Origin of the sequence: Campylobacter concisus (genome assembly GCF_002913045.1) — a bacterium.
In the GTDB taxonomy this organism is placed as follows: Bacteria; Campylobacterota; Campylobacteria; order Campylobacterales; family Campylobacteraceae; genus Campylobacter_A; species Campylobacter_A concisus_AP.
In genome coordinates this window covers 104,973-117,413 of the sequence record NZ_PPAF01000041.1, presented here as the reverse complement: position 1 = coordinate 117,413, position 12,441 = coordinate 104,973, and the positions used below count along the sequence as shown (strand labels likewise).

The 12,441-nt window shown below is 38.0% G+C and carries 11 protein-coding genes; 4 read left to right on the top strand and 7 right to left on the bottom strand.

The genetic code is table 11. The features are described 5' to 3' along the window. Positions 1-63 precede the first annotated feature (63 nt). Positions 64-609, top strand: coding sequence for a hypothetical protein (locus CYP43_RS08870; RefSeq protein ID WP_103579711.1), 546 nt, complete (start codon positions 64-66; stop codon positions 607-609). Between the two features lie 468 nt (positions 610-1,077). Here the strand turns inward: CYP43_RS08870 and CYP43_RS08860 are convergent, their stop codons facing one another. The 4 genes from CYP43_RS08860 to CYP43_RS08850 form a co-directional block, all read right to left on the bottom strand. Beyond that, complete coding sequence (locus CYP43_RS08860) at positions 1,078-1,854, bottom strand: MFS transporter (RefSeq protein WP_258032195.1); 777 nt, start codon at positions 1,852-1,854, stop codon at positions 1,078-1,080. Between the two features lie 200 nt (positions 1,855-2,054). Further along, complete coding sequence (locus tag CYP43_RS09595; protein WP_219808136.1) at positions 2,055-2,255, bottom strand: hypothetical protein; 201 nt, start codon at positions 2,253-2,255, stop codon at positions 2,055-2,057. A 535-nt stretch (positions 2,256-2,790) separates the two neighbouring features. Then, complete coding sequence (locus CYP43_RS08855) at positions 2,791-4,002, bottom strand: saccharopine dehydrogenase family protein (protein WP_103583308.1); 1,212 nt, start codon at positions 4,000-4,002, stop codon at positions 2,791-2,793. Between the two features lie 16 nt (positions 4,003-4,018). Further along, on the bottom strand, positions 4,019-6,490 hold the full coding sequence (locus CYP43_RS08850) for a DEAD/DEAH box helicase family protein (protein WP_103583307.1): 2,472 nt from the start codon (positions 6,488-6,490) through the stop codon (positions 4,019-4,021). A gap of 102 nt (positions 6,491-6,592) precedes the next feature. On the opposite strand from CYP43_RS08850, the gene CYP43_RS08845 reads away from it, so the two are divergent. Further along, entirely contained in the window at positions 6,593-7,315 is a 723-nt protein-coding gene (locus CYP43_RS08845) for a tetratricopeptide repeat protein (RefSeq protein WP_103583306.1), read from the top strand. Here CYP43_RS08845 and CYP43_RS08840 read toward each other — a convergent pair. After that, positions 7,308-7,949: a non-canonical purine NTP pyrophosphatase gene (locus CYP43_RS08840; RefSeq protein WP_103583305.1), complete on the bottom strand. Its 642-nt coding sequence runs from the start codon at positions 7,947-7,949 to the stop codon at positions 7,308-7,310. The genes CYP43_RS08845 and CYP43_RS08840 overlap by 8 nt on opposite strands. A gap of 113 nt (positions 7,950-8,062) precedes the next feature. Here CYP43_RS08840 and CYP43_RS08835 point away from each other — a divergent pair, with 113 nt between their 5' ends. Beyond that, positions 8,063-9,364 carry an MFS transporter gene (locus tag CYP43_RS08835; RefSeq protein ID WP_103583304.1) on the top strand — a complete coding sequence of 434 codons (1,302 nt, stop codon included), beginning with the start codon at positions 8,063-8,065 and terminating at the stop codon, positions 9,362-9,364. Next, entirely contained in the window at positions 9,361-10,485 is a 1,125-nt protein-coding gene (locus CYP43_RS08830) for an NAD(P)/FAD-dependent oxidoreductase (protein WP_103583303.1), read from the top strand. The genes CYP43_RS08835 and CYP43_RS08830 overlap by 4 nt, the downstream gene beginning before the upstream one ends. 212 nt (positions 10,486-10,697) lie before the next feature. Here the strand turns inward: CYP43_RS08830 and CYP43_RS08825 are convergent, their stop codons facing one another. After that, positions 10,698-11,336 (bottom strand): HAD family hydrolase, encoded by a 639-nt coding sequence (locus tag CYP43_RS08825; protein ID WP_103583302.1) that lies wholly within the window; start codon positions 11,334-11,336, stop codon positions 10,698-10,700. Positions 11,337-11,410: 74 nt separating this feature from the next. Beyond that, a complete protein-coding gene (locus tag CYP43_RS08820; protein ID WP_084041636.1) occupies positions 11,411-12,427 on the bottom strand; it encodes an OmpA family protein in 1,017 nt (338 codons plus the stop codon). Positions 12,428-12,441: the final 14 nt, after the last annotated feature.

Here is a 12,441-nt window from a genome sequence, read left to right as displayed (position 1 = left end):
TTTTGAAGTAAGTGGGTATATAATTTGCGATATTTATTATCAATATTATAAAAAGGATACTTTATGAACAAACTTACTTCTGTTGCTTTAGCAGCTTCATTTTTTGCAGTTTCAGCTCTTGCATTTAGCGTAGAAGGTGAACCAAAGGTAACATTTACTGGCTACAAGCTAGCAAATAAGACAGCCGTACCAGGTACTTTTAAAACGATAAATTTTAAAAGTCAAGAAAATGCAAATTTTGCTGATTTTTTAAAGAGCTTTGAATTTAAGCTTGAGCCAAAAGATATCGACACAAAGCTACCTGACCGCGATAAAAGGATTGGCATTATTTTCGATGGCAAGGCAGTAGATGGTAAGATCGTAGCAGTAAATGGCGATGATAAAGCCGGAGAAATGGATGTTGAGCTTAGTATAAATGGCAATTCAAAAACTTTTAAAACAAAATATGAATTACAAAATGGCAAGCTAATGGCAAAATTTTCAGTTGATCTTGTAAATGATTTGAAGCTAAATGAAAGCTTTGATAAATTTGCCACTGCCGCTAAACCATTTCATGGCGGAAAGAGCTATCCAGATGTAGATGTTGGCTTTGAAGCGGTGATAAAATAACTTTCAATTTCGGTGCCAGTAAGTTAGCTTGCGCCGAAATTACCTCTTTATCCTAGTTTCTTATTCCGTGATACCGAAAAATCGAAGACAACGGATTTTTCATACAAAAAGGCGGCAAGAATGCGAAATTTTATTTTAAAGATATCGACGAAATCGGTATCCCCGAGATAGACGCCAAGCGCAAAATTAGTGTTTCAAACATAAAATTTAAAAAAAGGCAGGCTAGCATATGGCCTCATGTAGCCTAGCGGCGATGATAACGCCGTGATATACGACAAATACGAACTCTTAAAGCACGAGGTTTTTAAAATTTTAAAGCAGAAATTTGAGGCGCTAAACGCGCAAAAAAGCGAAAATAAGAAAAAGTAAAATTTGGCTAGGCCCGTCGGCGTCAAATTTGATTTGTGGCTTTGGTGACCGAAATTTGCGAATTTGATTAAAATTTGAGTCAAAACCGCAAGGCTAAATTTATTTATTAAAATACGCCGCGAGCGCGCTTAGCCAAACAAACAGAGCTATTATCCAAGACATCACTCGCGGCGTACCCACAGAAAACGCCGCAAGCATCGCCGATGAGAGGATGCCGCTGCCGTATTGCAACGAGCCGATGAGTGCAGCGGCCGAGCCCTTCATCTCCTGTGGCACGCTATCAAGAGCGGCGGCATTTGAGCAAGAAGCGATGATGCCGTTCATACTAAAAACGAAAAACATCGGGATTATCACGCCAAGAACTCCGCCCGTTTTGAAAAACGCAAACGCAAACAGCACGCAGGCAGCAAGCGTGGCAACGAGCGTGGAGACTATGAGCAGGCGGTTTAGCGCATAGCGCTTTACCAGCTTTTTATTTACGAAACTTAGCGCCATGACGCCCACGATGTTTATGCCGAATAAAAATCCGTAGTATTTGCTAGGAATGCCGAAATAATCGATATATACAAACGATGAGCCCGTGATAAAGGCATAGGCGGCAACGCAAGCAAACGTCACGCTAAGAGTGTAGCGCATAAATTTGGCGTCTTTCAATAATATTAGATAGTTTCTAAAAGACGATACGATGGGCTTTGTGGAGCGCTTTTGCGGCGGCAAGGTCTCCGGTAGAGAAAAAATCATCGCAAACATAATCGCGCTAGCTAGCGCCATCAGCCAAAATATCCCGTGCCAAGAGCCGAACTCCAGTATCGTGCCACCCAATAACGGACCCACTATCGGCGCTATCGCCATGATGATAACCAGCGTAGAGAGCATCTGTGCGGCCTGCGAGCTACCGAAAAGATCGCTCCGCATTTTATGGCTTTGGCCCTGCTTAGCATCGGTCCTACGCATGCGCCCACAAGCCTGAAACACGCGCCAGAAAAGGGCGCAGCATAGTGCCCGACATCGCACATCCTACTGATCCGATCGCAAAGAGCGCCATACCGATAAAAAGCGGGATTTTACGCCGAGTCCTATCGCTGATAGGCCCCCCATACGAGCTGCGCTATAGCAAAGCCGATCAAAAAGCCCGTTATCGTGAGCTCCGCATCGCCATGCAACTGTCGCTCCATCGTAGGCATAGCGGGCAGATATACGTCCATAGATAGCGATGTACACGCCATAAGCGCGCTTAGCACGACTAAAAAAGATAGTGAAGTTCTTGAAGAGTTCAAATTTTCCCTTTTGTTATTATTTGGGTGGGCGTAGGGTTTGCGCGACTAGAGATTGGAAGCTTTAAATTTACTCAAATTTGTTTTGATAAATTCTGCACGATTATAGCTAAATTTAAACGCTTTTTGGCGTGGAAGCTTAAACTAAAATTGATGTAAAATTTGAATGCTAGCGGTGCAAAATTTAAACTAGAAATTTAAATACAACAGAGCAAGGCGCGGTATTTTTGCCTTAATCAAGACGGATTTAAATTTTACGACGGGAGTGTACATAAAATACATGACCGAGTAAAATTTAAATGCAAGATTATAAGGCAAAGTATCGCGAGATGATTTTAAATGTTTTCTACATCGCTATGCTCGTATCTAAACAGAAGAAGTAAATTTCGTCCCAAGATTAAATTTAATAAAAATCAGGTGAAGTATTTTTCGCTTAGACGAGGCGGTTTTAAATTTTGTGACGGGAGTTACCGAGTGGGTAATGACCGAGCAAAATTTAAAACCAACGAAGTATAAGTAGAAAAAGACAAGCCTAAATTTAGACTTCGTATCTTTCTCCTGGCTTCATTTCGATGATCTCCCACGGCAAGCCCTGCTTATTTAGCTCGTCCATGAAAGGCTTGGCGTCAAAATTTTCCATATTAAATACGCCTTTTCCGCTCCAAATGCCCTTTGCTACCATCATCGAGCCGATCATCGCAGGCACGCCCGTCGTGTAGCTCACCGCCTGCGCGCCCGTCTCGGCGTAGCAAGTCTCGTGGTCGCAGACGTTGTAGATGTAGACTTGACGCTCTTTGCCGTCCTTGAGCCCGCGGATCACGCAGCCGATGTTGGTTTTACCCTTCGTTCTAGGGCCTAGCGACGCAGGATCAGGCAGTAGAGTTTTTAGAAACTGTATCGGCACGATTTTCACGCCGTTATGCTCAACCTCGTCGATGCGCAGCATGCCGACGTTTTCTAGGCATTTCATATGCATGAGGTAGCTTTGTCCAAAGGTCATAAAAAAGCGGATTCGCTTTAGCCCTTTGATGTTTTTTACTAAGCTTTCTAGCTCCTCGTGATAGAGCAAGTAGCTGTCCTTGACACCGACTTTCGGATAGTCCCATTTGAACATTATTTCCATCGGCTCGGTTTCTTTCCACTCGCCGCGCTCCCAGTAGCGACCTTTTGCGCTCACTTCACGTAAATTTATCTCTGGGTTGAAATTTGTCGCAAACGGATAGCCGTGATCGCCTGCGTTGCAGTCTAGGATGTCGATTTCATGGATCTCGTCAAAGAGATTTTGCTGCGCGTAGGCGCAAAATACGTTTGTCACGCCTGGGTCAAAGCCAGAGCCAAGAAGCGCCATGGTGCCCGCCTTTTTAAAATCCTCGTCCTTCGCCCACTGCAGCTTGTATTCAAATTTCGCCGTGTCGGGGTGCTCGTAGTTTGCGGTATCGATGTATGGGATGCCGGCGCGAGAGCACGCGTCCATGAGAGTTAGGTCTTGATAGGGCAGCGCAACGTTTAAAAGCAAATCGGCGCCCGTTTTTTTGATGAGCGCGATCACGGCGTCGGTATCGTCCGCGTCGATCTGGGCGGTGCCGATAGCAACGCCTAGGCGGTCTTTTATAAATTTGGCGATCGCGTCGCACTTGCTTTTGGTGCGGCTAGCAAGGGTGATCTTGCTAAAAACGTCCGCGTTCATCGCGCATTTTACGGTCGCGACTTGGCTCACGCCGCCCGCGCCTATAATTAAGATATTTGACACTTTTGGCTCCTTAAAATTATTTTTTGTAATCTTCTGTATAATTATCAATTATTAAAAGCGGTTCTAACTTGTAGTGTTTTAATTGCTTCTCAATAGCTTTGTTATCGCTTGATTTATTTTTTATTGAATTAAAAAAACCTCTAATATTTTCCTTAAAAATTTGCAAATTTTTATCTGTTATGATTCTTATTTTTTCATTAGAAAATGCATCTTGTGATATTTTGTTGCTTGGATGAATCAAAATAGAAAAATAGTTATTTTTATCTTTAATGTGATAAGTTTGATTAAACCAGCTAGTGGACGAGGTTATCTGCTCTATATCGCTTTTTGAAATAGTATCTGTTATTACACCATTTTTACATTCTATTATAAAATATCTATTATCAATTGCCCAAAAATTGTCAGGACCACATTTATACTCTCTATCCGGTCTTTGTGAATAGAAACCTAATGCTGAACCAATTCTTTTAATTGAATCTTCAAATTTCTCATAGGTATCTTTTGTAAAATTTAAATAAGATAAAATTTCATCAACTTCTATTATTAAGTCATTTATATTTGTAAAGTAGGATATATAGTTAATTATATTGTCCACCTGGTTTTTTTGTTGAGAAATTTTACTATATTCTATTCCGCTAATCGGTTTTAAAATTTGATTGTTTAGATTGCATGCAGACCTTAAAATTTCTTGTGCTTTACTTGGATCTATAAAGTTTGTATATTCTGCAAGAATCTGTTTTGCATAGCCTATAAAGATTTTATCCTCTTGTGGTAATTTGTTTATATAACTTTCTAAAATCTCTTGTGCTACTTTATAGTTTTTATTAATAGCAAGATTGTAAACTTTTCGCAATTCTATAAAAAAAGTATTTAAGCAGTTTACTTTGAACTCTATATTTGAAATTCTATCAATGTGTGCTTGTATCCAATTCTTGTCTCTTTGCAACACTTGTGAAATAGTTGTTTGGATGTCCTCTAAACCCTTGCAATCTTCCATTATCTCCTCTGATAATTCAAATTGATGTCTTGTTGCCTCCGAAAATTTATGTTTATGTATTGCGGCCACTTTAGCCAAATCAGACCCCAGTAACAATACAACACAGTAATCAGAATTAGACCTTATCCCTCTACCCATTCCTTGTTCAATTTTTTGTATTTTTTGGTTTAATATTCTATCATCATCTCCTTGCAAATAGCTCTCATTTATTTGATCTATTAGCCTTTGCGCCTTTGGCAATCCATCTATTAATAAAATTCTACAAGCATCATTTGGCAAATCTATGCCATCATACCTATTCACAAAAACAACAATATTGCTTTTTAAATTTTTATCTTTAAGTTCATTTACACATTCTACAATATTGCTTTTATCAGATATTCTAGTTGCCATATTTTTCCATATTTCACTCTTTTGAAAAGATGGTGAAATTATTGAAATGTTGCATCCTAACTCATTAACCAAATTCTGCAACATTTCTTGAATATCTTTCGTTGTTATCTCTGGATCTATTATTTGCGGAGCAAAAATAAGACGTTCACCAATATCATTTACCATTTTTGGAGTAATTGGAGTATTTAAATATTTTTCATCTATATTAAAATGAGTTGAGAGAATACTATCATCCACAAGTGTCGCTGTCATAAAAATTTTGCGCCTAGCTTTCTCAAAAGATACAAACTCTTGTATAGGAATAATATGAGGTACTATCTCGATTCTATCTGAACTAATCACACATCTACATAATTCAAAATTCTCTTCTAATAATTTTAAATTGAATTTCTTTAAATCATCATCTCCAATTTCTATTATAAATTTAAAAACGTCTTGATATTTTTTTTGCCAATTCCAAAAAGGGACAAGTCCCATAGCATTAGGTTCATTTGATTTAAGTTTTATTGCTAATGACTGGCTTTGATTTCCAATATCGTTAATAAAGAGTCCAAAAATTTGATCATATAAATTTTTATTTTTATCCTTTGTAATCGTTATAGCAAACTGCTTATCTATAATATCTATACAAGCATGTGCGTCATCGATAACTATACTACCGACTTCAATTTCAGATTTTCTAATTCCAAATTTACTTTGTCCATTAAATAGTTGATATATATTGCAAATTAAAATTTCCTTTGAGGTTTCAAAGTTAATGGAATCAATATTTGTAGTTGTTCGAATCCCTAATATATCTGCTTCCTTCTTAACTTGCTCTATTAGATAATTATCAGGAACAACATACACACAAGGCCCCTTATTTTCCCTTAAACAGCTCTCCAATATAAGGAGACCTGCTAATGTTTTACCGCTACCAGTATTCATTTTTATAATTATTGCACTCTCATCTCTTCGTTTAAACCATTTTTCAATGACATCATTTTGTGGAGTACGTAAATATTGATAATGTTTTTGTGGTAGTGATGTAAAAATTTTACTTGGGTCTATTATTTTATTATTTTTATCCTGTTTTATATACTTTGCAAAATTAGCCATATATTCTCCTTGTTAAAAACAGATATTTACTGATTTTATCAAAGTTAATATAAATTTCTCGCTTTAAAATGTAAAATAAGGCAAAAATTTAAAGGTAAAAAGATGAAGAAAATTTTACCATTTTTAGCGCCTATTTGCCTCTTTGCAAGTAGCTGCGACGAGCTGGTGCAAGAAAGCGTAAATGAGTTTTATAAAAGTGATAAAAATTTAACTCGCGCTATAAATTTAGCCACGCAAGCAAGCGAGGCATGCCTAAAGGCTGGCGATGCCCAGCAGGCGATTACTTCGCTCATAAATGGTGCCAGCATGCGTATGATAAATAAAGAGCCACAAAAGGCGTTAGAGCTCTCACAAAGAGCCCTAGAGCTCGCGGCAAATGGGAGTGACAAACTTCTGCTAGCGCGCTCTTATCACAGCCTAGGTGCGGCTCAAAAGGCCATTGGCAGATACGACGAGACGCTTGCTAATTTTCAAGAAGCTCTAAAAATTTATGACGCCACGCCAGATACTCCGATGCACGACGAACTCATCTGCATAAAAGGCATCGCAAATGCCTACTACATGAAAAACGACTTTGACAAAGCCTATGAAAACCACCTTTTAGCATTAAATTTACTTGATATCACGCCAGATCTAAGTGGCAACGAGCTTGTGCGATCAGAGCTGTTAATAGAAGTCGCTAACGACCTAGCAAAGCTTGAAAGAAAGGACGAAGCTGCCAAAAACTACAAAAAAGTGCTTGAAATTTTAAAAGGCAAAGAGCAAAACCCTCGCGCACCGGATCTTTTGGAGCGAGCCAGCAAGAGGCTAAAGGAGCTTAACTAAAATTTTTCTTTAGACTTTTTAATACGAAATTTGCAAGATCGAGCCCCTTTGAGCGGTGAGAAATTTTAAGCTTTGTCTCATTATCTAGCTCGCCAAGCGTCTTAGTAAAGCCATCTGGGATAAAGAGCGCGTCGTAGCCAAAGCCATTTGTACCACGCTCCTCATCTATCGCTTCGCCATACATAAAGCCATGCGTCGTGTAATCGCCAAATTTCGAGCTAATAGCGATACAGGCGGTGTAATGAGCTGGTGAACTCTCTAAATTTAGCGCCTTTAGCTTGCTAATTAACTTTGCTCTGTTGTTTGCGTCATCTGCGTTCTTGCCGCATACCTTGCCATTTTCATCAAGGTCAAAATAGCGCGCAGAGTAGATCCCGGGCTCGCCACCAAGTGCATCCACACTAATGCCACTATCATCGCTAAGTGCAATAAATTCGCCCTCAAGCCCCTGCTCTTTAAGCTTTGCAAAAACAGCTTTTGACTTTATGAGTGCATTTTGCTGAAAGCTGCTACCATCTTCAACGATCTCAAATGGCTTTACAACCTCGCTTAAGGCGTAAATTTCATAGCCTTTTAAAAACTCTTTTATCTCTTTTACTTTGTCTAAATTTGACGTCGCAAGCACGATCTTCATTGCAAGAGCTCCTTGATTTTTGGGCGTATTTTACAAAAAAATAGATTAAATTTTTAAATTTAAATTAGCGTTAAAATGATAAACTTAGTCCTTTTAAAAATAAGGAAAATTTTATGTTAAAAAGCGTTTTACCACTATCTTTTATCATAGCAAGCAGATTTTTAGGTCTTTTTATAGTTTTGCCAGTGCTTAGCCTTTATGCCTTAAATTTACGCGGAGCAAACGAGTTTTTAGTAGGGCTAATAGTAGGCGTCTATGCGATCTCGCAGATGATATTTCAAGTGCCTTTTGGAGCGCTCTCGGATAGGATAGGACGCAAAAAAACATTAACGATCGGACTTTTGGTTTTTATCATCGGCTCAATAATTTGTGCACTTACAAGCGATATTTTTATCATGCTATTTGGTAGATTTTTACAAGGCGTAGGTGCTATCGGAGCAGTTGCAACTGCGATGATAAGTGACTATATAACAGAAGAAAAACGCTCAAGAGCCATGGCGATAATGGGTGCTTTTATAGGGCTTAGTTTCACACTTTCTATGGTGCTTGGGCCGCTTCTTGCCAAAGACTATGGGCTTTCAAGCCTCTTTTATCTAAGTGCCACTCTTAGCCTGCTTTGCATTGTACTTCTTTACACTGTTGTGCCAAAGGAGATAAAAGTGAGTGCTAAAAGTGAAAAAGTGCCATTTGGTAAGCTGTTTTTACAAAAAGACTACATGATCATAAATTTCACCTCTTTCATGCAAAAAATGCTAGCAAGCATCGCATTTTTGGTGATCCCTATCGTTTTAGTAAAAGAGTATGGCTACGAGAGTAGCGAGCTTTACAAGGTCTATACACTTGGCGCCGTGCTTGGCTTTTTGGCTATGGGGCTAGCTGGTGCCCTTGGCGATGGTAAGGGACTTAGCAAGGTCATCTTGATAGCTGGTACGCTACTTTTTGCTCTAACCTACACTATTTTTGCCATTAGCTTTACACTTTTTATCTTCGTTTTGGGAGTTGCTATATTTTTTATAGGATTTAACCTTCACGAGCCCATCATGCAATCAACTGCGACAAAATTTGTAAAATCCTCACAAAAAGGCTCAGCCCTTGGTGTATTTAATTCATTTGGCTATCTAGGAAGCTTTGTTGGAGGTGCATTTGGTGGGTATATCTTGCACGCCTTTGGCTTTAAAGTACTAGCCGTCATCTGCGTGGTGCTTTGCGTGATATGGCTTATTTTACTCTTTAGCCTAAGCGATCCAAGAATTTTTAAAAATATCTATCTAAGCCCTGAAGTAAGCTTAAATTTAGAGTTACTAAATAGCCAAAAAGGTGTAGTCGATTATTACAAAAACGAGAAAAATCAAGTGATAAAATTTGACTCTCGCCTTACAAGCGAGGCTGCTTTAAAAGAGAGCTTGAAATTTTGATCTACGACGTCATAATCATTGGCGCTGGTGCTAGTGGGCTCTTTTTAGGAGCAAATTTAAAGGGTAAAAAAGTTGCCATCTTAGAGAAAAATAGCATCGCTGGTAAAAAAATCCTAGCAAGTGGTGGAGGTAGATGCAACATCACAAACCGCTTTGTAAGCGCTAAAAACTATCTTGGAGAGCAAAAATTTATAGAGCAAATTTTAAAAGTACTGACTCCAGATCAAGTTTTAAAATTTTTTAGCGAGCTTAAATTTAGTGAGCAAAAGCAAAATCAATTTTTCTGCGATAGCGGTGCAAAGAGCGTTTTAAACGTGCTTTTGAAAAGACAGAAAGCGGATATTTTTTACAACGAAGAAGTTCTTGGTGCTAAAAAAGTAGATGAAATTTTTGAAATTTTGACAAAAGATGAGAAATTTAGAGCTAGAAATTTAGTCATCGCAAGTGGCGGACTAAGTTATAAAGCCCTTGGCGCAAGCGACATTGGTTATAAAATAGCAAATGATTTTGGCATTGAAACATCAACTCTTTTGCCTGCACTTGTTGGATTTAGCGTACAAAAAGATGAGTTTTGGTTTAAAGAACTTAGTGGCGTTAGCCTAAACGCAGATGTGGAGATAAATAGCCATAAATTTAGTGGAGACTTACTTTTTACACATAGAGGCATAAGCGGACCAGCGATACTAAACGCCTCGTTATTTTGGCAAAAAGGTCGAATTTGTATAAATTTTTTACCCAAATTTAATGAGAAAAATTTAATAAATGGCAAAAAGCAGCTTAGCTCGGTTTTGCCCTTACCAAAGAGATTTGTACTGGAGTTTTTAAAAAATTTTGGCTTAAAAGATAGAGCCTTTTATGAATTTAGCGATGAAGAGAGACAAATCATAAAAAGGCTTTTTGCTTATGAATTTGCCCCAGCCGGGACATTTGGCTTTGAAAGAGCGGAAGTTACAAAAGGTGGCATAAAGAGTGAATTTTTAGATGAAAATTTACAAGCTTATAACGTTAAGGGACTTTATTTTGTTGGTGAAGTCTTGGACATCACTGGCATGCTTGGCGGATATAACTTGCATTTTGCATTTGCAAGCGCTCTAAAGGTGGCTAGGGTCTTAAATCTATGATCTCCTAGAAGTTAGCTAACTTTTAGACAAATTTTCATATTTTAAATAAGATAGATTTACTATGAAAGTAGGCTTTTAAAGCAAATTTATTTAGAGTAATTTAGATATTTAAAATATTTTAAAAAGATTTTGGAGTAAATTTTATAGCCAAGCAAGCTAAACATTAGGTTAAATTTACTTTAAAGTATAAGCAGCTCGGGAATATTAGATTATCAAACTTCTTTTATAAAGCTAACAGCTTCAAATGGATTTGAAAAAATATGTTTACTAAATTTCTCTAAATCACTCTTTTGACCATATCCACAAGTTAGACCCACGCCTGTAATAAAAGCGGCTTGTGCAGCCATTAGATCCATAATGGTATCACCTACCATAAATGCATTATTTTTATCTTTATTAAGTCTAGTTAAAGCCAAATTTATTGGCTCTGGATTTGGTTTTGGATTAGCAACATCGTCTCTTCCAATAACAGTTTTTATATATTTCATAACCCCTAAATGCTCAAGCAAGATAATAGAAAATTTTGAAGTTTTAGTAGTAACTATACCAACGTCAGCAAAGCTACTTGCCTCCTTCAATGCTTCATTTGCATAATCCAAGAGTACTGTCTCATCAAGATAAATTTTTTCGTAGCAAGCTTTATATTCTTTTATATAGCTATCAATTAAATTTTTGCTTGCACCAAGTCTTTCAAACATTATTTCAAGCGGATGACCAACCAAAGACTTTAATGCATTATGGTCTGGCTCTTTTTTGCCATGAGATAAAAAAGCTCTATCAAATCCTTTTAAAATAGCAGAAGTTGAGTCAATAAGTGTACCGTCTAAATCAAAAAGTATGGTTTTGTTCATCATTTTCTCCGCAGAAATAAAAAAGGGCCTAGCCGAAGCTAAGCCCCTAAAAGAAGTAACTTTGAATAATAAGATTATTTATTGAAAGTAGCTTCAACGCGTCTATTTTGAGCGCGACCTTCTTTAGTTTTATTTGTAGCAATTGGTTTAAGCTCACCGTAGCCAACTGTTGAAATTTTATCCTCGCTTACGCCATAGCCAGCAAGAACATCAGCTACTGCTTTTGCTCTTTTTTCAGATAGTTTTTGGTTATAAGCTTCTGCACCTACGCTATCAGTGTGACCAGCAAGTACAACTTTATAATCTGGGTGTTCGCCCATAAAGTCAGCTACTTTTTTGATCTCAGCTGCATATTTTGGTCCAACTTTGTAGCTATCAAATGCAAAGTTAACATCTAGATCTCTAAGAACGATAACTTTCTCGCATCCTCTTTCATCAACAACTACGCCAGCTGGAGTGTTAGGGCATTGATCTATATCATTTGGCACGCCATCATTATCATCATCAAGAACTGGAGTTGCTGCTGGAGTTGCTGCTGCAACTGGAGCTGCTGCCACAACTGGAGCTGCTTTTGAGTCAAGACCGATACCAAAGCCTAGTGAATAGAATAGGTTATGATCAGCATGTTCAAATTTGATAGCGTCTCTTGCTTCTGCTTTAAGAGCAAATCTATCAGTTACTTGATATCTTAAGCCAAAACCATATTGGCCAAAACCGCCATCTTCATTTTTAACAAAAATAGCTGGAACATCTTCATATCCAGCGCCAACTAAGCCATATAGACTAACTGGGCCAAAATCAACTATATCTTTTACAAGATTTGCATGATATCTAAGAACTCTTCCTTCTCTTGTTAAGCTACCTGTTTTTTCTTTTGCTTTTTGAGTGTAATCAACACCAAGCTCTACTTGATCAAAGAAAAAATCTTCAAGATTTCTAGCAGCTCTAACACCAACGAAGTTGTGGTCTTTTACACGTAAATTTCCCTCTGGGTGAACGCCACCAATAGTTGGGGTAACTTCATAATTGTATGCTGCGTTAGACGCAAAAACCGCTGTTGCGGCAACCATAGCTAAAGCAATCTTTTTCATATTTAGAATTCCTT

What these genes read in the sequence shown, in the direction of transcription:
- CYP43_RS08820 (WP_084041636.1), bottom strand. Translation starts at nt 12,427, where the DNA reads ATGAAAAAGATTGCTTTAGCTATGGTTGCCGCAACAGCGGTTTTTGCG.
- CYP43_RS08840 (WP_103583305.1), bottom strand. Translation starts at nt 7,949, where the DNA reads ATGAAGATCGTGCTTGCGACGTCAAATTTAGACAAAGTAAAAGAGATA.
- CYP43_RS08850 (WP_103583307.1), bottom strand. Translation starts at nt 6,490, where the DNA reads ATGGCTAATTTTGCAAAGTATATAAAACAGGATAAAAATAATAAAATA.
- CYP43_RS08845 (WP_103583306.1), top strand. Translation starts at nt 6,593, where the DNA reads ATGAAGAAAATTTTACCATTTTTAGCGCCTATTTGCCTCTTTGCAAGT.
- CYP43_RS08870 (WP_103579711.1), top strand. Translation starts at nt 64, where the DNA reads ATGAACAAACTTACTTCTGTTGCTTTAGCAGCTTCATTTTTTGCAGTT.
- CYP43_RS08835 (WP_103583304.1), top strand. Translation starts at nt 8,063, where the DNA reads ATGTTAAAAAGCGTTTTACCACTATCTTTTATCATAGCAAGCAGATTT.
- CYP43_RS08825 (WP_103583302.1), bottom strand. Translation starts at nt 11,336, where the DNA reads ATGAACAAAACCATACTTTTTGATTTAGACGGTACACTTATTGACTCA.
- CYP43_RS08860 (WP_258032195.1), bottom strand. Translation starts at nt 1,854, where the DNA reads ATGCTCTCTACGCTGGTTATCATCATGGCGATAGCGCCGATAGTGGGT.